The sequence below is a fragment of the Acinetobacter sp. ABJ_C4_1 genome, assembly GCF_044538495.1.
Taxonomy (GTDB): domain Bacteria; phylum Pseudomonadota; class Gammaproteobacteria; order Pseudomonadales; family Moraxellaceae; genus Acinetobacter; species Acinetobacter nosocomialis_A.
On sequence record NZ_JBIUCQ010000011.1, the window covers coordinates 1 to 20,397 of the forward strand.

Sequence of the window (20,397 nt, forward strand, 5' to 3'; positions counted from 1 at the left end):
TAAAATATCTAACTAAAATGGTATGAATTGATTATTAAATCCAACTAAAACACTTGTAAATAAATAAATTAAGTTGATTAAAATAGTATGGTTAAATTTAATTCTGATTAAAATGGTTGGATATAATAAAGATGATTTTATTTCAAACTAAAATAGTTGGATTAATTTTAATTAAAGAAAATAATAGGATAGAGAGAAGTAATAAAGCCTGTAAAAAGCGATAAAAGGCTACAGAAATTAAAAATAATTAATCAGGAGCGAAAAGATCGTTTGAGAGAGAAATTTTCTTGGCAACGTAATGGCTTTTATGAACTTTAATAAGAATCACTTGAGAATATAGTTCTAACTCACCAAATTCTGGTTCAACTTGTACATAGTGTAGTTGACCGAACTCATCACGGACACGCGCTTGAGCTGAAAAACCGGGTCTGGCACTGCCACTGGAAATCGTCGCTAGTCGTCCTAACAGATTGTAATTGGTATGGGTAAGCTTTGGTTTAATCACTTGGTCAAGACAGTGGATCATAAACACTGTAAAAAAGATTGCGATGACCAGCGCAGGAATAATTAAATAAAAAGGAGTAATAAAGTAATGCTGTATTGCAAAGAAAGAGAGTTGTAAGAAATAACCTGCAAAGCTGAAATTAATAAGTAAAAAAACGAAAATTAGAGCTTTAGAAAACTTAACATTCAGTAATGGCGAGTTAGTAAGCCAATCTGGTGCAATTTTTTTTAGTAGTTGGCTTGGGCGTAACCCAATATACATACCAATGGTTTCTACCACGCTGAGCAATATCAAAGCCACAACACTTAAATGAAATGGCATAAGATAATAATTAAAAAAGAAATCAGCCATGGTAGAAACTCTAATGTTGATGATCTCAGTCTACGATATAAATACCGCCATCTGAATGTACTTTAATCTCAACTTTATTTAAAAAATCACCTAAACAAGGACCTGAAATACATTCGCCTGTTTCCACGTTGAATAAAGCACCGTGAGTAGAGCATTGAATATATTCTTTGTCTTGGTCTAGAAATTGATTTTCTAAATATTCAAGTTCGGTTTGTAAATGTGGGCATAAATTCTGATAGGCATAGAATGAGCCATCACGCTGTGTAATGAAAATAGTAGTTCCTTGTAAAGTGTCAAAAGCTCTAGCTTCACGCTCAGGAACTTCTTCCGTCATACAGATCCTTTCCATTTCAAGCACATTCCTTCTGAAAATTTTCGAGAAGTTTAGCATAGTCATTAATGGCTAAACGAGGACCAAATTGAGACACAACTTCACTCGAAATTAAGATGGCTAACTGTGCAGCAGCAGTTAAGTCTTCTTGATGGTTTAATGCATAAAGGAATGCACCCGCAAAAGCATCACCAGCACCATTTGTATCTACAGCTTCGACATGACGGCCTGGAACATGGAAATGTTGAGTTGGGTTGGCAACTAGAGCACCTTTTGCACTTTGCGTAATCACAACAGTATGGTTTTTAAAACGCAATTGAGTGAGAGCATCTTCAACTGTAGCGGTATTGGTATACATTAAAGCTTCTTGCTCATTACAGAACAATAAATCTACACCATCATCCATAAGTTCTTCTAAGCCTTCACGAGCATATTGAACCATTGCTGGGTCTGATAAAGATAAAGCGATTTTAACACCGTTAGCTTTTGCAATTTCTCGAGCTTGTTTTACAGCTTTACGTGCTGTCTCACTTGTAGAAAGGTAACCTTCGATATAAAGCCATTTTGCTGTTTTAAGTGGCTCAAAATCGATTTGATCTTGAGAGAGTTCAGCCGTAATACCTAAATAGGTATGCATAGTACGCTCAGAGTCTGGGCTAATAAGTACCATACAGGTACCTGTTACACCTTCACTGATTGACTTTGGCGAGGTTTGGATGCCTGCATCATTTAGACCTTGTAGGTAAATTTCACCTAATTGATCATGACCAACGCGACACCCATAAAAAGCGCTACCACCTAATGCACTAAAGGCTACAGTTGTGTTTGCAGCAGAGCCGCCACTTGCTTGGCCTTTATAATCTTGAGTTTGCTTTAAATTTTCATATAAAGCAGATTGTGTTTCACCATCAGACAACTGCATTGTGCCTTTTTGTAAGCCTTGCTGACTAAGAAAATCATCAGACACTTTAAATTCTTGGTCGATTAATGCATTACCAATTGCAAAAAGATCTACAGTTGCCATATGTGTTGTCACAGAATAAAAAATCAGATCGATAAGTTTACACCATTGCTCACATTTGCTGTAGTTTGTTGAATAAAATTCAGGGAATTCAGCGGATAGCAGAGTTCTATTGTTTGCCTAAGCAATTAAAATATTCTTTTTAATAAATATTATCAATTAATAATGATTCTTGATAATATTTACAAACGTATAGTATTTCATTGAAACTTCGCCTGAAATTATTCATAGCGAACTTACATGAAACGTTCTATTTTATTTATTTCGTCAGTTGGGGTTATAACAGGCCATGTATATGCTGCAGAAGCAGACTCACAGGCGGTAACTAACCTTCCAACAATTTCAGTCAAAGCTGAGAAGGAAATCAGTTTAAAACAAGAAGTGGGACAAGCATCAAGTGCAACTAAAGGACTTATGCAATTAAAAGATGTTCCTCAAATTGTAAATGTTGTACCGAAACAAATTTTAAGAGAGCAGACAGTGACATCTATGCAAGGTGCCTTGCAAAACGTTGCTGGTTTGAGCTTTAGTGTCGGTGATGGACAGCGTGATCAGGTCATGATTCGCGGTTTCTCAGCAATCACAGATAATTATGTAGATGGTATTCGCGATGATGCACTGTATTTTCGTGATATGTCAAATGTTGAACGAGTTGAGGTACTAAAAGGACCTGCTTCTGTACTTTATGGACGTGGTTCAGCGGGTGGTTTGGTCAATAAAATTAATAAAAAACCAATGGATCAATCTTTGCGTGAAGTGAGCCTGATTGGTGGTACTACAGGTCAACGCCGTGCAGAAGTCGATGTGAATGAAAAAGTAGTAGAGAATGTTAAGGTTCGTTTAACTGGTGCAGTTGAAGACTCTGATGGTTATCGTGATCAGGCCTTTTTAAAACGTCAGGCGGTAGCTCCATCAGTACAGTGGGATATTAGCGATAAAACTAAACTTTTACTTCAGGCTGACTATTTGCATGATGATCGTTTAGCTGATCAAGGCTTCCCGACAGATCCAATTACAGGTAAACCTGTTAAAACAAATCCTAAAACTTTTTATGGTGCATTAAACGGTAAAGAAGTCGGGGATGTTGACACTGAAATCTCAAGTCAAACTATAAGTCTGGATCATGAGTTTAATGATCAACTCAAATATCATGGTGCAGTTCGCCATTATAACTACTCATTAGACCGTCAATATAGTGTTGATACGCATCCTGCTGATAAATCAAAAATTACTTTGACTCAAAATAAACGCTTGCGTAATGAAGATGGTGTGTATGTTCAACAAGAGTTGAGCGCTTTATTTAATACAGGTTTCTTAAAGCACAATACCTTAATTGGTGCCGAATATAGCAAGCAGCATAAAGATGAGATACTTTGGCAAGGTGCTAAAACAACCACTGATTTATATGATCCTAAATTAGAGTACTGGGCACCTATTAATACCGGAACAACAGTTGCGCGTAATAACAATAGCAATACCTTTGAAAACTACGGCGTGTATCTGCAAGACTTAATGACAGTGACAGACCAGCTTAAAGTTTTAGTTGGTTTACGTTATGACAATCTATCTCAAGATCGCAATGATAAAGTGAAGTCTCAAATATTAAATAGAACTGATAACACCTATTCTCCAAGAATCGGATTGGTTTATCAGCCAGTAAGTAATATTTCACTCTACACTTCTTATAATCGATCTTTCCAGCCTTTAGCTGATTCATTTGTCTTATATACAAATAGTGCTGATTTAAGCCCTACAAAAACTGAAAATGTTGAAGTCGGTGCGAAGTGGGATGTAAATGACCAATTGAATGTGACATTGGCTTTATTTGAAATGAGCCAAACCAATATTCAAAACCAAGATCCAGCTAATCCAACGCAAGCACTGTTAGCAGGTGAGCAAAAAACTAAAGGTGTTGAACTCTCGTTAACAGGTCAGTTGACCGATCAGTTGTCAGTGCTAGCTGGCTATTCTTATATGGATGGTAAGATTGAAAAGTCGACCATTGGATTTACGGGTAATCACTCAGCGCTTACACCAAATAACACTGCTAACCTGTGGTTAAAATATCAAATTAATGATCATTGGTATGCAGCTGTAGGTGGTCGTGGTGAATCATCGCGCTTTAGTGCACCAGATAACAAAAACGTTTTACCAGGTTATGCAGTTGTGAATGCGGCCTTAGGTTATCAAAGTGAACGTTATGATGTGAACTTGAACTTAAATAACTTGTTTGATCGCGATTATTTTGTTTCAGGTCATAGTGGAGCAAATGATTCAAACATGATGGGTGACCCATTAAATGCACAAGTTGCTCTTCGCTATCGTTTTTAATTAAAAAATATCAAAAAAGCTCATCGAAATGATGAGCTTTTTTATTTGTTGTATAGGATATAGATAGTATTAAAAGGTTTTGTTCTGCTAGGATACAACTAAGCTGGCTATGTGCTTGATATCAAAGCTATGCCTATGAAAACTAATACTCAACAAAAACATAGTATTTTACTTGGCTTTTGTTCGCCAATCTCAAGCTGACTCAGGCTATAATGAGACTTATTCACTTATCCGATATGTTAGGAGATCACATGACTGTAGATGTCACTGAAACCATTTCTCAAACTGTTCACCCTGCGTTTCAGTTGCTACGTCAGCACCATGTTGAAGCATTAGATATTTTAGTGTCTGAATATAAGCATAAAATCACAGGTGCGGTGCATTATCACTTGGCAACTGATTATGATGAAAATGTATTCCTTGTTGCGTTCAGAACACAACCTATGGACTCTAAAGGAACTGCACATATTTTAGAGCATACCGCTTTATGTGGTTCTGAAAAGTTTCCTGTACGTGACCCATTCTTTTTAATGATTCGCCGTTCATTAAATACATTTATGAACGCGTTTACAGCAGCAGATTGGACAGCATATCCATTTGCAACGCAAAATAAGAAAGATTTCCAAAACTTACTCTCTGTTTATCTAGATGCTGCTTTTTCAGCAAATTTAAATCCTCTTGATTTTGCTCAAGAAGGTATTCGTATTGAACTTGAAAATGATCAGCCTGTATATAAAGGCGTAGTTTTCAATGAAATGAAAGGTGCGATGAGTGCGCCATCTGATCAGCTTTATCATCAGTTGGCTCATCATCTATTCCCTGAAACTACATATCACTATAACTCAGGTGGTGATCCTAAAGATATTCCTGACTTAACGTATGAACAGTTAGTCGAATTTTATAAAACTCATTACCATCCAAGTAATGCGGTATTTATGACTTTCGGTAACCAAACAGCGTATGAGTTACAAGAGCAATTTGAAAAACTAGCTCTACATAAGTTTGCTGCGGGTACAACTTTATATTCGAAACCAGAAAAACGCTTAACGGCACCTGTTGAAGTCACTGAAACTTATGCTGTTGATGGTGATGATTTGAAAGACAAAACTTACCATGTATTGTCTTGGTTGTTACCACAAGCGAGTGATATCAAACTACGTCTAGGTATGCGTTTGGTCGAAGGTGTGTTACTTGAAAACTCAGCGTCACCACTACGTCATTATTTAGAAACTTGTGGTTATGCTCAGTCAACTGGTCCATTAATGGGCGTAGATGACAGTAATTTTGAAATGACATTCTACTGTGGTGTTCAAGGTTCAAACCCAGAGTATGCAGAAAGCTTTAAAGATGGTGTTTTAAACATTTTACGTGAAGTGGCTGCAAAACCAATTGATTCAGCTTTGGTTGATGCGATTTTGCATCAAATTGAGTTGCATCAACGTGAAATTAATGGTGACGGCACACCATATGGCTTAAGCCTAATCTTAAACGGTTTAAGTGGTGCTATTCACCATAATGACCCAATTCAGATTTGGGATGTTGACAGTGCGATTGCTCAGGTCAAAGAAGAACTTCAAGACCCAATGTGGTTATCTAATCTGATTCAAACACATTTGTTAGATAACCCGCACCGTGTACAAATGACTTTAGTACCGGATGCAACCAAGTCAGTAAAAGAGCAAGAAGCTGAAAAAGCACGTTTAGCCGCGATTGGTGAAAAGCTTACTGAAGAAGACAAAGCAGAGATCATTGCTAAAACCAAAGCGTTACAAGAGCGTCAAGATACACCAGACAATCTTGAGCTGTTACCAAAAGTAGGTTTAGAAGACGTTCCAGCTGACTTGCATATTGTACAAGGTCAATTGCGTGAAATTATCTGTAATCGAATGGATACGCCGTTGAATTTGTATCATGCTGGAACGAATGGTATTTACTATCAACAAGTCCTAATTCAGATTCCTGATGATGTGGTTAAATCACCATACTTCAATTTGCTCTCTATTTTAATGGGAGAGGTTGGTGCAGGTGAGTACGATTATCTTGAACTCCAAAACTTACAAACAGCTGTAAGTGGTGGTTTGGGAATGGGTGCTTCGTTACGCAGTAAAGTTGACGACAAAGACAAAATTAGTGCTTGGTTAACTTTAACGACTAAATCTTTAACTCAGAAGTTCGATGCGATTCATTTGTTAAAATTAGCATTTGAACAACTTCGTTTTGATGAAAAAGAGCGAATTATTGAGTTATTGCAACAACGTAAGACACGCTGGCAGTCTCGTTTGTCGGGCGCGGGCCATAGTTATGCGATGCAAATTGCTTCTCGTAACATGAGTGCATTGGCTCAACGTGACTATCAAAACACTGGCTTAGGTGCGTTGAACTGGTTAGGTGAGCTTGTTACTAAAATTACCCAAGACGATGCCGCTTATGATGCACTTATTGCTGAATTGAAGCATATCCATACCAAATTATTGCAAGCACCTAAACAGTTCTTGTTGGTATGTGAAGAGCATCAGTCAGATCGTTTAGTTGAAGAAATTCAAAATGTTTGGGATAAGCTAAACGTTGATACAGCAGCGACTGAGTTAACTCAAGTTGAGCAAGAAAACGATAATGAACATGAAGCATGGTTAATTCAAACCAATGTTCAGTTCTGTGCTTCTGCATATCAAGCTGTGGACGTATCCCATCCAGATGCTGCGCCTTTAATGGTGTTGGCAGCCTACTTGCGTAATGGTTTCTTGCACAGTGCTATTCGTGAAAAAGGTGGTGCTTATGGTGGTGGTGCTAGTTATGATGGAAATGCATGTTCATTCCGTTTCTTTAGTTACCGTGACCCACGTTTAGCTGAGACGTTTAAAGACTTTGAAGCGAGCGTGCAATGGTTGTTAAATACAGAGCAACAACCTCATCAGCTTGAAGAAGCAATTCTTGGTTTGGTGGCGAGTATGGACAAACCTGGTTCACCAGCTGGTGAAGCAATTACAGCATGTTATGCACTGTTACATGCAAGAACTCCAACTTTCCGTCGTACTTTACGTGAAAGATTATTGCATGTGACTTTAGAAGACTTAAAACGTGTCGCACGTCAATATTTAATTGAACAAACACCTGTAAAAGCTGTGGTTGCACCTTTTGCAAAACGTGATGAATTGCAACAACTGGGCTTTACGATTAAACAAGTTAATTAAAATAAAAATTGGAGATGAACATGGCGTTCAGACAATTTGAACGCACATCTTTACAGCTAAGTATGGGAACCCTGCTTAGCTGTTTATGTGCGTCGGTGGCATATGCTGACACCTTAGCCCCTGTAAAACCTGCGACCGTAGATGCATGTGTTGCCCTCGCTTCAAATGCTGATCGCCTAGCTTGTTATGACTCTGTATTTAAGCCATCAGCTTTACCGGCTGTTCAAGCTGCAGCAGTACCAGAGCCTGTTAAAAAAATTGATAAACCTGCTGTTCAGCCTGAAACATTTAAAGAGAAGGTTGTAGATACAGTTAGTAATATTAAAGTAATAGGGAAGGCTCCAAAAATTGAACCTACTACTTCTTTATTAGATCAACGTTGGGAGTTATCTGAAAAAAGTAAACTTGGTGTTTGGAACATTCGAGCTTATCAGCCTGTCTATTTGCTGCCTGTATTTTGGACCAGCGATAAAAATGAATTTCCAAGTAGCCCAAATCCCAATAACACCGTTAAAGAAGCTCAAGATTTGAAATCTACCGAAACTAAATTTCAAATTTCTTTAAAAACTAAAGCTTGGGAAAATATTTTCGGCAACAATGGTGATTTATGGGTAGGTTATACTCAATCATCACGTTGGCAGACATTTAACTCTAAAGAATCTCGTCCTTTCCGTGAAACGAATTATGAGCCTGAAGCAAGCTTAATGTTTAGAACAAACTATGAGTTGCTTGGTTTAGATGGTCGTTTATTAGGTGTAACTTTAAATCACCAGTCAAATGGTCGTTCAGATCCATTATCTCGTAGCTGGAACCGTGTCATCTTTAATGTGGGCTTAGAGCGTGGCAATTTTGCCGTAATGCTTCGTCCTTGGGTACGTATTAACGAAGCAAGTAAAGATGATAACAACCCTGATATTGAAGATTATATTGGGCGAGGTGATTTAACTGCTTTTTATAAGTGGAAAGACAATGATTTCTCGCTAATGCTACGTCACTCTTTAAAAGGTGGTGATGACTCTCATGGTGCAGTTCAGTTTGACTGGGCATTTCCAATCAGTGGTAAGTTGCGTGGTCACTTCCAGTTATTTAATGGATATGGTGAAAGCTTAATTGACTATAACCACCGTGCAACTTATGCAGGTTTGGGTGTTTCACTCATGAACTGGTACTAAGTTCGAAGCCTATAAAAAAGCCGCTTTTTACAGCGGCTTTTTTATTAACCAATTTGAATGTTGGCCTGAGGATGTTTGAGACGACTCTTTTTAGGAGTAGCGATTAAATAGGCGAGTGTTAAGGGGCCTAAACGGCCTGCAAACATAAGTAGACTTAAGATAAACAAGCTCCCATTATGTAAGTCTGGTGTAATCCCTCGAGACAGCCCAACTGTGCATGCTGCCGATACCACTTCAAATAATAAGTTCATAAAGTCGGCTTTCGGTTCTAAAAGCAAAAGTATAAAGAACCCAATAAATATGAGTATGCTGGTAATCGCGGTAACTGCTAAGGCCTTATAAGTGGTTTCGTGGGAAACAGAATGATTGAAAACCCTGATTTCATCGGTACGTCTTAAAAAAGACAGTACACTTAAAACTAATATGACAAAAGTACCCACTTTTATACCGCCAGCAGTACTTAATGAACCACCACCAATGAACATCAGTAGCATCATAAGCAAAGAGCTACTATTGGTCATTGCTCCTGTATCAATGGTGTTAAACCCTGAAGATCGCGGAACAGTCGCTTGAAACCAAGCATGTAAAGCTTGATCACCTACGCTTAGCATGCCTAATGTATGAGGGTTTTGTGCTTCCATAGCCCAAATTAAAATAAAAGCGACTAAATTAATAATGGCAATAGTCGTTAAAATCAGTTTGCTGTTTGGGCTAAGTTTTTTCCATTTTTTATTTTGTTTAATGTCCATGAGAACTAAAAAACCAAGTCCACCTATTGTATAAAGCAAACTCACCGTAAGACAGATCACGTAGTTGTTTTGAAAACCCATTAAACTGTTATTAAATAATGAAAAACCGGCATTATTAAACGAAGAGATACTATAAAACATTGCATAATACAAACCACGAGCGAAGCCAAAAGCAGGCGTAAATGCGCACGTGAGAATGACTATTCCAATCAGTTCAAATAGGAGAGTGTAGGTCACAACCCCTTTAGCCACAAAAGTCACTTTTGATAAACTGGTTTGGCCAAGGCTGTCTTGGGCCATCATTTGCTGCTTAAGACCAATTTTAGGCGAAAGGCTTAGTGCGGCTAAAATGGCAAAAGTCATGAAGCCTAAACCGCCGGACTGAATTAGTAATAAAATAATGACTTGCCCAAAAAGCGTAAAAGATTCATGAATATTTAAAACAGATAATCCTGTAATCGTGACTGCTGAGGTTGCTGTAAATAGAGCATCCATCCAACTAACATGTCCGTTATTGGCAATAGGAAGTTTAAGCAATAATGTGCCAAAGACAATAAAGCCTAGAAAGCCCAGTGCTAAAAGAGAAGGTGGACTTAGATTTAGTGTTTTATGTGGTTTAGGCTTAAGAGACATATTTGGGGTTCGTTTTTTATAGGAAACAATTAGAAAGTTTTTTAAGTTGCTGTAAATGACCTTCCAAAATAAGAATATCATGCGTTTGTAAGGTAAAAGTCTCTTCAGTTTCAAATAAAATCTGCTGCTTTCGTTTTACAAGTAATGTTTTAACTTGTGGTGCTTGCTGCATAATCCCATACAAATTAATGCCATTTAATTTCTCTGGAATATCAATTTTCACAATATAGTGATCATCATCTAAAGACATGTACCGACTTACCATTGGGTAATTGAGTGCTTGAGCAACACGTACGCCCATATCTTCTTCAGGATGAATAATTTTATTGATATTAAGGTGAGATAAAATTGTGTGGTGGGCTTTGGTTTTTGCTTTTACCCAAATTTTATCAATACCGAGATTTTTTAAATTCAGCACACATAAAATACTGGCTTCAATATCTTCACCAATTGCAACAACAACCGCATCACAATTTTGAATGTTTAATTCATCTAGTACATGTTCATCTGTAGCATCAGCAATGACAGCATGAGTTAAAACATCGGCAAGATTTTCAACATTCTTTTTGACTGTATCAATGCCAATAACATCATGATTTAATTTTGTGAGTTCTTGAGCAACTGTTGCTCCAAAACTTCCCAAGCCGATGACCGCGAACTGTGCCATAAATAACCTTTTATACTTAATTAGGGCTTTATTTTTAATGATATTTTCTTTGAGATAAAGAGAAGCAATGTAAATATAGAAAATATTGGGCTTAAATAATAAAAAAGCCGACAAATTTGTCAGCTTTTTTATCAAAATCAGAGATTATTTTAAGAAACGCTTATAGCCCACATTGTCAGTAATTTCTGCATATGGATAACTAATTTGCTCTAGGGTTTCAATTAAGCCATCTGGATTTTGTTTGGCATCTGTGGCTTGTAAGCCAACCAATACACGACCTTCAGCAGCACCGTGGTTACGGTAATGGAATAAGGTAATATTGTGGGTTGGACCTAAACGAGTTAAGAAGGTGAGTAATGCGCCCGGACGTTCAGGGAATTCAACACGGAACAATCTTTCATCATCCAGATTGGCATGACCACCAATTAAGTAACGAATATGCAATTTAGCAACTTCATCATCAGATAAATCATCGACAACATAATTTTGCTGTTTAAGCTGCTCTAAAATTTCATGACGTTCAGCATCACCACCTTTTAAGCTAATACCCACAAAAACTTGTGCTTCTTCTGTGTTATTTGCGCGGTAGTTAAACTCGGTAATATTGCGGCCTTGTAGAGCACGGCAGAAACCTAAGAATGCACCTTTTTCTTCAGAAAGTGTAACCGCGTAAATTGCTTCACGTTGTTCACCGAGCTCAGTACGCTCTGCAATGTAACGTAAGCGGTCAAAGTTCATGTTGGCACCACAAACAATCGACACCATGTTTTTACCGCTAATTTTATGCTCAGCTACATATTTTTTAATACCAGCTAACGCCATTGCACCTGATGGTTCAACAATGCTACGGTTTTCATCAAAAGTATCTTTAATTGCAGCACAGATTTCATCTGTATTTACAGTAACAATGTCTGGGTCAACAATTGGGCCAGAATTATCTGATTTGCGAAGACGAATAATATCAAATGGTAAAGCACCAATTTGTGCAACCGCTGTACCGTCTGCAAATAAGCCTACATGTGGCAATATTACGCGTTCATTTGCTTCTAGTGCTGCTTTTAAGCAAGCAGACTCTTCATATTCAACACCAATAATTTTTACATGTGGTGCAACTTCACCAAGGTAAGCTGCTACACCTGAAATTAGGCCACCACCACCTACAGCAACAAAGACATATTCTACATCACGCCATTGACGTAAGATTTCATTTGCAATTGTGCCTTGACCAGCAATAACAAGTTCATCGTCATAGGGTGGAATGAATACAAGACCTTCAACTTCGGCACGTTGCTGAGCGTATTTATTTGCTACATCAAAACTATCACCATGTAATACAACTTGACCACCCAAGCGTTTAACTGCTTGAACTTTAATGTCAGGAGTTGTACTTGGCATAACAATAATTGCAGGAATGCCTAAACGTTGACCAGACAATGCCACGCCTTGCGCATGGTTGCCCGCAGATGCACAGATTACACCACGCTCAAGTTGATCTTTCGGTATTTGACTAATACGGTTATAAGCACCGCGTAATTTAAAAGAAAAAACAGGTTGTAAATCTTCACGCTTAAAACGAATTGTATTATTTAATTTTTGACTAATTCGTGGAGCTGCTTCGAGAGGTGTTTCAATTGCAACATCATAAACCGTTGCTTGTAAAATTTGTCGTACCACACGAGACAGCATGTTCATCTTCCCTATAACAGTTTAAAATAGGAAATTATTGTAGCAAACCCTTGTGCATTTGCGCCGTTTATTGGCGCATAAATGTCAAAAAATAGTTGAGTGATGTAATGAGCCTATATGCAACCCAAGATGAAAAGAAACAAGCTGCTGCTAAAGCTGCTTTAAAACACTTACCCAAAGGTGGCATTTTGGGGGTAGGAACTGGAAGTACTGTAAATTTTTTAATTGATTTATTACCTGAACTACAATTAGAGGCAGCTGTGGCAAGTTCGCAAGCAACAGCAGATCGTCTTAAAAAATTAGGTATTGAAGTGGTTGATATGAACCATGTAGGCAGCCTTGATGCTTATGTTGACGGTGCAGATGAGATTGATCGTCACATGCATATGATTAAAGGCGGCGGCGCAGCATTAACTCGTGAAAAAATTGTAGCTTCAATTGCTAAAAAATTTGTATGTATCGTTGATGATTCGAAATGGGTTGATCAACTTGGTCGTGATTTCCCATTACCAGTAGAAGTAATTCCAATGGCGCGCTCTGCTGTAGCTCGTAAATTGGTCAGCTTAGGTGGTGATCCGGTTTATCGTGAAGGTGTGGTAACAGATAACGGAAACGTTATTTTAGATGTATTTAATTTGAACATCTTAAATGCAATTGATTTGGAAAAGACCATCAATAATATTCCGGGTGTTGTGACTAACGGTATTTTTGCGTTAAACCCAGCAACAATTGCTATTGTTGCGACAAATAATGGTATTGAAGAGCGTACTGCACAGTAATGTCTGTGGAAATGCCAGAAATTAAAATTGTTCGTCACGTAAGGGCAAGAAAATTGCGCTTACGTGTTGAGCCTGCGTCTATAAGACTGACGGTCCCGTTATTTTGTAGTAAAAAACAAATTCAGCAGTTTTTGGCGCAGTCTGAACAATGGTTGATCGAGACGTGGAGTAAACAGCAACACGTTCAGTCTACGTCGTTTGAGATTCCTTCAGAAATTTCTTTTTTCAACAGAGAACAGCCTTTTCAAGTTGTGGTGCAAAAACAACATCGCATTTTTCAATTTGATTGGGAAAATAATTATTTATTTATTAAAGACCAACAACCTTACCAAGCTTTACAAAATGCCGTGATTGCTTATGCCAAACAAGAGTTACCAGAACTTTTGTCAGAGCTTAGCCAAAAAACACGGTTAAGTTATGCTGAATGTGCAATTCGACGTCCTAAAACTCGTTGGGGAAGTTGTAGTAGTCAACATAATATTATGCTGCATGCAGGTCTGGTTCTTATGCCAGCCCCAATTACCCGTTATGTTTGTATTCATGAGTTAGCACATACTAAACACTTCGACCATAGCCCTGAATTTTGGGCCGAAGTTGCAAAGTTCGACCCTCACTATATGCAGCATCGCAGACAATTAAAAGGTAATCCATTGCCTGCGTGGTGGTATGTCACAGCTTAGTTAAAGCTACATTCTAATTGTGTTGTCTGTAATACATCCGGTGCTTTGCGGCTATCAAGGCCTGCTTGAGCACTGACAATCTTATTCGCTTTAATATGTAGCTGTATAAAATTATATTGCTGTGTTGAATTGTTGGGTTCAGATGAACTTGAGTTAAGTAAGTAGCTATAACTTGCAGCGTCTGTTTGCAGTAAGTTGTCTGTACTATCTGCGCTTAAGGCAGAACGATAACTTTGTGAACCTTGAATTAACTCAATTTGACCATTAGCACGAAAATTAAGTTGGCAACCCGATGCACTGTTTTCATAGTGACCAACTAAATAGTCCGTAGCAGGCAGTTTAGGGTCAGCTATATTGATGCTGGTTAAGCCTTGTTTACATGGATAAGCCGAACCATTACAACTTGTTGTAATACCACTAAATCCTACGGCACGTCGGTAATCACCCGCACCATCTATACGGAAAAAATCAGTCGTATTTCCAGAAGGCACAACTCCAGAATAGAGTTTTTTCTGCAAAAGAACATATCCTGGTTGATCTAAACTGGACTGACTTTGTGCATCTGCTAGTTGCAATGTGGCAGCTTTTAAATTGGTAGCAAAATAATCGCGAGACGCTTTTTGATTGGCTGCTATGTCCAAAAGCGTATTTTTTACAGGGTCAATATTATCTGGCGATGGACTAAAAATAGGTGTCATGGTCGTATTGTCACCATTAAGTTTTTTGCCGTCTAAATATCCATCTTTTAAATCGGTTGCAAGACTATTTGTAAGTTCTTGATATGCATTGGTACTACCATGAATCGTATTCCAGTATTGTAAATATCCAAAACTCAGATAGCTATCTACATAAGTACTAGGCTGTTTAGTTGAATACTGTAATAAATTTAGTACAGTCAGCGGGCTAGCTGGGCTTAAGCTTGGAATAGCAGCATCTTTAAACGCACTAATAAGAGCGGTGTAAACATCTTGAGAAGCCAAATCAACATGTGATTGTTCAATACGGGTCGGGTCTATCGTTTCTTGTGGAAGTTGGCCTGAACGAATTACGGCACGCTGATAAATCGCTTCTGAACTTGGGCTAATCGGCTGCGTTTTATTGCTTATTGAACTTGGAGTAATAAAAGCGTGATAGACGCCAGAAATGTTCTCATATTTAGAATTAATTGGATCAAATACCTGAGATGAAGCTTGAGTTGTGACTTCTACTCGATAAAGCCGATTCAACTTGGTACTTGGAAGTTTAATATTATAACTTGTTAAACTGGCAACTTGGGTATCAATCAAAATACTATTGTCGGTATTGTCATAGACTTTGAGTTGAACATTGCGCATTTCGACAGGGGTTTTAAGCGTAAAATCTGTCATAACTTCAGGAGTTGGCACAGTTGGTGTTGGGGTACTAGATGAACCTCCGCTACTACTGCCACCACCACATCCAACAAGGGCTACGCTTAAAATTAAAGTACTAAGGCCGAGATAAGTGCACAACTTTGTTTGTTTTGATTGATCAAGCATCCTAGCTCTCCAAAAATGAATCTGGTATTTATTTACTGATATTTGTTTGGTTCTGACAGACCAGCAAGTGCTATGTAATTAACGCTAAAAAATAAAAAAATTAAAATTACCAAGCATGAAATGGTTTTGTAAGCCTGGACATCCTGTCATACTACCGCAAGTATAGATTCAATATTTGAGGTAATGCACGTGATTTCTGTCGGAATTGTTGGTGGAACTGGTTATACAGGCGTTGAACTATTACGTATTTTATTACGACATCCAAAAGCGCAGGTTCGAGTTCTGACTTCACGTACAGAAGCAGGCAAACCAGTTGCTGATATGTTCCCAAACTTACGTGGGCATACAGATCTTCAATTTTCAGATTTAAACATTGATGCATTAAAAGAATGTGATGTTGTATTCTTTGCGACCCCACATGGTGTTGCGATGCAGCATGCAAAAGATTTGATCGAAGCAGGGACCAAAGTTATTGATTTGGCAGCGGACTTTCGTTTGCAAAATCTTGAACAGTTTGAAAAATGGTATGGCATGGAACATGCGTGCCCAGATGTACTAAAAGATTCTGTTTATGGTTTAACTGAGTTAAATCGTGAAAAAATTAAACAGGCTCAAGTCATTGGTAATCCAGGTTGTTATCCAACAACTGTTCAATTAGGTTTGGCTCCACTTTTAAAATCTGCACAAGCATTGATTGAAACCAAAAATATTATTATTGATGCAAAATCAGGGGTTTCTGGTGCTGGCCGTAAAGCAAGCTTAGGCATGATTTATAGTGAAAATGCCGATAACTTTAAAGCGTATGGTGTTGCAGGTCACCGTCACCATCCAGAGATTGTCGAAGCATTAGAAAATATTTCTGGGCAAAAAGGTGGCTTTGAAGGGCTCTTATTTGTACCGCATTTGGTACCAATGATTCGCGGTATGTTGAGTACAATTTATGTGGACTTGACTGAGGCAGGTAAGCAAGCAGACTTACAAGCTTTGTATGAAAACTTCTATGCAAATGAAAAATTTGTAGATGTCATGCCTGCGAATAGTTCACCTGAAACACGCAGTGTGCGTGGAGCAAATGAATTACGTATTGCTTTGTATAAACCACAACCAAATAAACTTATTATTTTGGCGGCTCAAGATAATCTTGTAAAAGGTGCATCTGGTCAAGCTGTACAAAATATGAACCTTATGTTTGGCTTTAATGAAGATGAAGGCTTACAAGGGATTGGTTTATTACCATAAAAAACTCTTTTTTGCTTCACACACATTTAAATTTCGATTTAAATGTGTGTCTTGACTCTGATCTTAAACACTGAGATGACGATGCAAAACTCGGAACAGACGACTTCTGTAGAAAGTTCGTTGCAAAAGAAAAAATTTTTGAATACCAATAAGCCTTTGTTTATTGGTGCTGCTATTTTAATGAGTGGTTGTTTTGCGCTCGGCTATACAATTGGGCACCGTCAAGGTTTAACTGTTGTAGGTTACGATGCAGATGCAGAGCAATTGGTTGAAGTAGTGCAAAAACAAAAAACAGCGTTAGATGCAGTCAACAAAAGCCTGAATGCTGCTGTACAAGAGCGTGATGTTGCTGTTACAAATGCGAATGACTTGTTTACAGCACTTAATCAAGCCAATGCTGATAAAACACAACAACAAGGTATGAGTAATATCTACCGTGAAATTTTAAGACAACGTGGTGGTTTAAGCTTAACCATTCAGGATTTGGCAATTAAACCACTACCAGAAAATGCTTATGAATATCAGCTTGATCTGGTGCAAGTGAGTCCAAGTAAACGCCGTGCTTCAGGTTCAGTTGAAATAAGACTGATTAAAGATACTGAAGTTTTGGTTGTGCCACTTGAAGATAAGAACTTTAACTTCACTGATTTTGAGCGTTTGACTGGCCGTTGGACTATGCCTAAGGGCTTTACACCTCAATATATTGAAGTGCGTTTAACAGGTGGTTCTGAGACACCAGTGATTAAACGTTTTAGTTGGCAGCGTGGTAAACCTGTCGAAACACCTTCTGCTTTTGTTGCAGAAATTCCTCAAGCTGAAGCAAATTCACAATAGTAACATCATATGCGAACAAATAAGCGTCAAACAAATTTAAAAGATATTAAGGCTTCTTTTCAGCAGTCTGGCTATGTCGATTGGCACTTCAATCCACGCTTAAGTGATTCGCAAAACGAAGATCATGACGGAGAGGTTGTTGTTCAAACAGCACCTCCCGAACTCAAGCGTCCACCCTTATATGCAGTAGTATTATTGAACGACGATTACACGCCAATGGACTTTGTAATTGAAATTTTACAACAATACTTTGCAATGAATCTTGACCAAGCAACTCAAGTAATGCTAACAGTACACTATGAAGGTAAAGGTACTGCCGGGGTATATCCAAGAGACATCGCGGAAACCAAGGCAAACCTTGTTAATAATTACGCTCGATCGCAAGGTCATCCATTACTTTGCCAGATTGAGCCTAAAGCATAAGGGGGTCACATGCTCAGTCGTCAATTAGAAGTATCATTACGTTTGGCTGTTAGCATGGCTCGTCAAAAGAGACATGAGTTTCTTACAGTTGAACACTTACTATTAGCCTTACTCGATAACGATTCGGCTGTGAATGCATTAAAGGCATGCGGAGCTGATATTGTTTCTTTACGTAAAGAATTAGAAGAATATGTAGAACAACATACTCCTAAGCTTGGCGAAAATAGCGAGCAAGCTCCACATCCAACAGAAAGTTTTGACCGCATTTTGCAACGTGCAATTTTCCACGTGCAATCAAGTGGTGGTGATCGTACTGTCGAAGGTGCGGATGTTTTGGTCGCAATGTACTCAGAGCGTGATTCTTTTGCTGTTTATTTACTTAAACGTCATCAAATTAATCGTTTAACTTTGACTCAATACTTGTCTCATGGGACACGTAAAGACGAAGTTCAGGTCGAAGAAGAAGTTGAAGACATTGAGGGTGAAAGCAACTCAGGCAATGCTGGGCCATTGGAACTTTATACGCTCAATTTAAATGTTGAAGCGCAAAAAGGAAAAACAGACCCACTCATTGGTCGTGAAAAAGAAATTGAGCGTACAGCACAAATTCTTTGCCGCCGTCGTAAAAACAACCCATTGCTAGTCGGTGATCCGGGTGTAGGTAAAACTTCAATTGCAGAAGGCCTTGCGTGGCTCATTGTAAATGGTAAAGCACCAAAACCACTGAGCAATGCAGAAGTCTATAGTCTCGACATTGGTGCATTGGTCGCAGGTACAAAATACCGTGGTGACTTTGAAAAACGTTTAAAACAATTGCTAAATGCTTTGAAGAAAAATCCAAACGCGATTTTATTCATTGATGAAATTCATATGATCATTGGCGCTGGCTCAAGTATGGGCAGCACTATGGATGCATCGAATCTCATTAAACCAGCTTTGGCAAATGGTACTTTACGTTGCATCGGTTCAACGACTTTCCAAGAATATCGTCAGGTATTTGAAAAGGATCATGCGTTATCTCGTCGTTTCCAAAAAATTGACGTAAATGAACCAAGCATTTCTGAAACTATTGATATTTTACGTGGCTTGAAAACTAAGTTTGAAGATTTCCATCACGTACAGTATGACGACAAAGCTTTGGTTTCTGCGGTTGAGCTTTCTGCGAAATTTATTAATGATCGTTTCTTGCCAGATAAAGCAATTGATGTCATTGATGAAGCAGGCGCACAACGCCGCTTAAAAGCAGAAAGTGAAGATAGCTTAATTACTGTTGAAAATATTGAAGACATCGTTTCTAAAATTGCGCGTATTCCGCCTAAGACTGTGTCTAAAGATGATAAATCAGTGCTTGAAAATCTTGAGCGTGACCTAAAACGTGTTGTATTTGGTCAAGACGAAGCAATCACTGCATTGGCTTCTGCAATCAAGTTGTCACGTGCTGGTTTGAAATCACCAGACAAGCCTGTTGGTAGCTTTGTATTTGCTGGTCCAACGGGTGTAGGTAAAACTGAAGTCACTAAGCAATTAGCCAAATTGTTAGGTGTTGAGCTTGTTCGTTTCGATATGTCTGAATATATGGAACGTCATGCTGTTTCTCGCTTAATTGGTGCTCCTCCGGGTTATGTAGGTTATGACCAAGGCGGTTTGCTCACAGACGCGATCCATAAAAATCCACATTGTGTTTTATTGCTGGATGAAATTGAGAAAGCACATCCTGATGTGTTTAATCTGTTGTTGCAAATCATGGATCATGGCGCATTGACGGACAATAATGGTCGTAAGTCAGACTTCAGAAATGTCATTATTGTGTTAACTACAAACATTGGTGCAGAAAGTATTTCTCGTGCAAGCATTGGATTTACAGAGCAAGATCATAGCTCGGACAACCAAGAAGCAATGAAACGTGCATTCTCACCAGAGTTCCGTAACCGTTTAGACAGTGTTATTCAGTTCAAAGCTTTACCAACCACAGTGATTGAATCTGTAGTTGATAAGTTCTTAACAGAATTACAAGCACAGCTAGATGAAAAACGTGTAGTTCTAGATGTAGATCAAAGTGCACGTGACTGGTTAGCAACCAATGGTTATGACCGTTTAATGGGTGCTCGCCCAATGCAACGTCTCATTCAAGAACACTTGAAGAAACCATTAGCTGAAATGATTCTGTTTGGTGAACTTGCAGATCATGGCGGTAATGTGGCGGTATCAGTGAGGAAAGAAGATGGCAAAGCAGTTGGCCTAAAACTTGAAGTTTTTGAAGATCACCACACGGCAGAACCAGCTTAATT

General features: G+C 38.4%; 16 protein-coding genes. 9 read left to right on the plus strand and 7 right to left on the minus strand.

Features of this window, described 5'->3' with window-relative positions:
- Positions 1-247: 247 nt before the first annotated feature.
- Genes ACIF8R_RS13165 through ACIF8R_RS13175 form a run of 3 tightly spaced genes read right to left on the minus strand, consistent with a single transcriptional unit; the run spans position 248 to position 2,211 of the window.
- A complete protein-coding gene (locus ACIF8R_RS13165; protein ID WP_086377691.1) occupies positions 248-856 on the minus strand; it encodes an OB-fold-containig protein in 609 nt (202 codons plus the stop codon).
- 25 nt (positions 857-881) lie between these two features.
- Positions 882-1,190, minus strand: a complete 309-nt coding sequence (locus tag ACIF8R_RS13170; RefSeq protein ID WP_002050689.1) for a Rieske (2Fe-2S) protein — start codon at positions 1,188-1,190, stop codon at positions 882-884.
- 16 nt (positions 1,191-1,206) lie between these two features.
- Positions 1,207-2,211: an adenosine kinase gene (locus ACIF8R_RS13175; RefSeq protein ID WP_396481204.1), complete on the minus strand. Its 1,005-nt coding sequence runs from the start codon at positions 2,209-2,211 to the stop codon at positions 1,207-1,209.
- Between the two features lie 237 nt (positions 2,212-2,448).
- Here ACIF8R_RS13175 and ACIF8R_RS13180 point away from each other — a divergent pair, with 237 nt between their 5' ends.
- From ACIF8R_RS13180 to ACIF8R_RS13190, 3 genes are all read left to right on the plus strand, one after another.
- Entirely contained in the window at positions 2,449-4,539 is a 2,091-nt protein-coding gene (locus tag ACIF8R_RS13180; RefSeq protein ID WP_396481206.1) for a TonB-dependent receptor, read from the plus strand.
- A gap of 251 nt (positions 4,540-4,790) precedes the next feature.
- Complete coding sequence (locus tag ACIF8R_RS13185; RefSeq protein ID WP_396481207.1) at positions 4,791-7,730, plus strand: insulinase family protein; 2,940 nt, start codon at positions 4,791-4,793, stop codon at positions 7,728-7,730.
- A 20-nt stretch (positions 7,731-7,750) separates the two neighbouring features.
- Complete coding sequence (locus tag ACIF8R_RS13190) at positions 7,751-8,902, plus strand: phospholipase A (protein WP_233929886.1); 1,152 nt, start codon at positions 7,751-7,753, stop codon at positions 8,900-8,902.
- Positions 8,903-8,946: 44 nt separating this feature from the next.
- On the opposite strand, the gene ACIF8R_RS13195 is transcribed toward ACIF8R_RS13190, so the two are convergent.
- The 3 genes from ACIF8R_RS13195 to ilvA all read right to left on the minus strand — a co-directional run bounded on the left by ACIF8R_RS13195 (position 8,947) and on the right by ilvA (position 12,643).
- Complete coding sequence (locus ACIF8R_RS13195; protein ID WP_263613853.1) at positions 8,947-10,284, minus strand: TrkH family potassium uptake protein; 1,338 nt, start codon at positions 10,282-10,284, stop codon at positions 8,947-8,949.
- A 16-nt stretch (positions 10,285-10,300) separates the two neighbouring features.
- Positions 10,301-10,951: a TrkA family potassium uptake protein gene (locus tag ACIF8R_RS13200; protein WP_311070804.1), complete on the minus strand. Its 651-nt coding sequence runs from the start codon at positions 10,949-10,951 to the stop codon at positions 10,301-10,303.
- A 144-nt stretch (positions 10,952-11,095) separates the two neighbouring features.
- On the minus strand, positions 11,096-12,643 hold the full coding sequence (gene ilvA, locus ACIF8R_RS13205; protein WP_171063662.1) for a threonine ammonia-lyase, biosynthetic: 1,548 nt from the start codon (positions 12,641-12,643) through the stop codon (positions 11,096-11,098).
- Positions 12,644-12,744: 101 nt separating this feature from the next.
- Between ilvA and rpiA the strand changes: the two genes are divergently transcribed.
- Together rpiA and ACIF8R_RS13215 are read left to right on the plus strand one after the other, a co-directional pair.
- Positions 12,745-13,416, plus strand: coding sequence for a ribose-5-phosphate isomerase RpiA (gene rpiA, locus ACIF8R_RS13210; protein ID WP_000061060.1), 672 nt, complete (start codon positions 12,745-12,747; stop codon positions 13,414-13,416).
- Positions 13,416-14,096: a SprT family zinc-dependent metalloprotease gene (locus ACIF8R_RS13215; RefSeq protein ID WP_396481210.1), complete on the plus strand. Its 681-nt coding sequence runs from the start codon at positions 13,416-13,418 to the stop codon at positions 14,094-14,096. The genes rpiA and ACIF8R_RS13215 overlap by 1 nt, the downstream gene beginning before the upstream one ends.
- Here the strand turns inward: ACIF8R_RS13215 and ACIF8R_RS13220 are convergent.
- Positions 14,093-15,613 (minus strand): hypothetical protein, encoded by a 1,521-nt coding sequence (locus ACIF8R_RS13220; protein WP_311087484.1) that lies wholly within the window; start codon positions 15,611-15,613, stop codon positions 14,093-14,095. The genes ACIF8R_RS13215 and ACIF8R_RS13220 overlap by 4 nt on opposite strands.
- Positions 15,614-15,796: 183 nt before the next feature.
- On the opposite strand from ACIF8R_RS13220, the gene argC reads away from it, so the two are divergent.
- The 4 genes from argC to clpA all read left to right on the plus strand — a co-directional run bounded on the left by argC (position 15,797) and on the right by clpA (position 20,395).
- Positions 15,797-16,852 carry an N-acetyl-gamma-glutamyl-phosphate reductase gene (gene argC, locus ACIF8R_RS13225; protein WP_396481212.1) on the plus strand — a complete coding sequence of 352 codons (1,056 nt, stop codon included), beginning with the start codon at positions 15,797-15,799 and terminating at the stop codon, positions 16,850-16,852.
- Positions 16,853-16,927: 75 nt separating this feature from the next.
- Positions 16,928-17,686, plus strand: a complete 759-nt coding sequence (locus ACIF8R_RS13230; protein ID WP_263614982.1) for a DUF6776 family protein — start codon at positions 16,928-16,930, stop codon at positions 17,684-17,686.
- A 9-nt stretch (positions 17,687-17,695) separates the two neighbouring features.
- Complete coding sequence (gene clpS, locus ACIF8R_RS13235; protein ID WP_001260033.1) at positions 17,696-18,109, plus strand: ATP-dependent Clp protease adapter ClpS; 414 nt, start codon at positions 17,696-17,698, stop codon at positions 18,107-18,109.
- A 9-nt stretch (positions 18,110-18,118) separates the two neighbouring features.
- Entirely contained in the window at positions 18,119-20,395 is a 2,277-nt protein-coding gene (gene clpA / locus ACIF8R_RS13240) for an ATP-dependent Clp protease ATP-binding subunit ClpA (protein ID WP_396481214.1), read from the plus strand.
- Positions 20,396-20,397: the final 2 nt, after the last annotated feature.

Coding starts and splice junctions, on each gene's coding strand:
- ACIF8R_RS13165 (WP_086377691.1), bottom strand. CDS start 856: ATGGCTGATTTCTTTTTTAATTATTATCTTATGCCATTTCATTTAAGT.
- clpA (WP_396481214.1), top strand. CDS start 18,119: ATGCTCAGTCGTCAATTAGAAGTATCATTACGTTTGGCTGTTAGCATG.
- ACIF8R_RS13230 (WP_263614982.1), top strand. CDS start 16,928: ATGACGATGCAAAACTCGGAACAGACGACTTCTGTAGAAAGTTCGTTG.
- argC (WP_396481212.1), top strand. CDS start 15,797: ATGCACGTGATTTCTGTCGGAATTGTTGGTGGAACTGGTTATACAGGC.
- ACIF8R_RS13215 (WP_396481210.1), top strand. CDS start 13,416: ATGTCTGTGGAAATGCCAGAAATTAAAATTGTTCGTCACGTAAGGGCA.
- ACIF8R_RS13170 (WP_002050689.1), bottom strand. CDS start 1,190: ATGACGGAAGAAGTTCCTGAGCGTGAAGCTAGAGCTTTTGACACTTTA.
- ACIF8R_RS13175 (WP_396481204.1), bottom strand. CDS start 2,211: ATGGCAACTGTAGATCTTTTTGCAATTGGTAATGCATTAATCGACCAA.
- rpiA (WP_000061060.1), top strand. CDS start 12,745: ATGAGCCTATATGCAACCCAAGATGAAAAGAAACAAGCTGCTGCTAAA.
- clpS (WP_001260033.1), top strand. CDS start 17,696: ATGCGAACAAATAAGCGTCAAACAAATTTAAAAGATATTAAGGCTTCT.
- ACIF8R_RS13180 (WP_396481206.1), top strand. CDS start 2,449: ATGAAACGTTCTATTTTATTTATTTCGTCAGTTGGGGTTATAACAGGC.
- ilvA (WP_171063662.1), bottom strand. CDS start 12,643: ATGAACATGCTGTCTCGTGTGGTACGACAAATTTTACAAGCAACGGTT.
- ACIF8R_RS13190 (WP_233929886.1), top strand. CDS start 7,751: ATGGCGTTCAGACAATTTGAACGCACATCTTTACAGCTAAGTATGGGA.
- ACIF8R_RS13200 (WP_311070804.1), bottom strand. CDS start 10,951: ATGGCACAGTTCGCGGTCATCGGCTTGGGAAGTTTTGGAGCAACAGTT.
- ACIF8R_RS13195 (WP_263613853.1), bottom strand. CDS start 10,284: ATGTCTCTTAAGCCTAAACCACATAAAACACTAAATCTAAGTCCACCT.
- ACIF8R_RS13185 (WP_396481207.1), top strand. CDS start 4,791: ATGACTGTAGATGTCACTGAAACCATTTCTCAAACTGTTCACCCTGCG.
- ACIF8R_RS13220 (WP_311087484.1), bottom strand. CDS start 15,613: ATGCTTGATCAATCAAAACAAACAAAGTTGTGCACTTATCTCGGCCTT.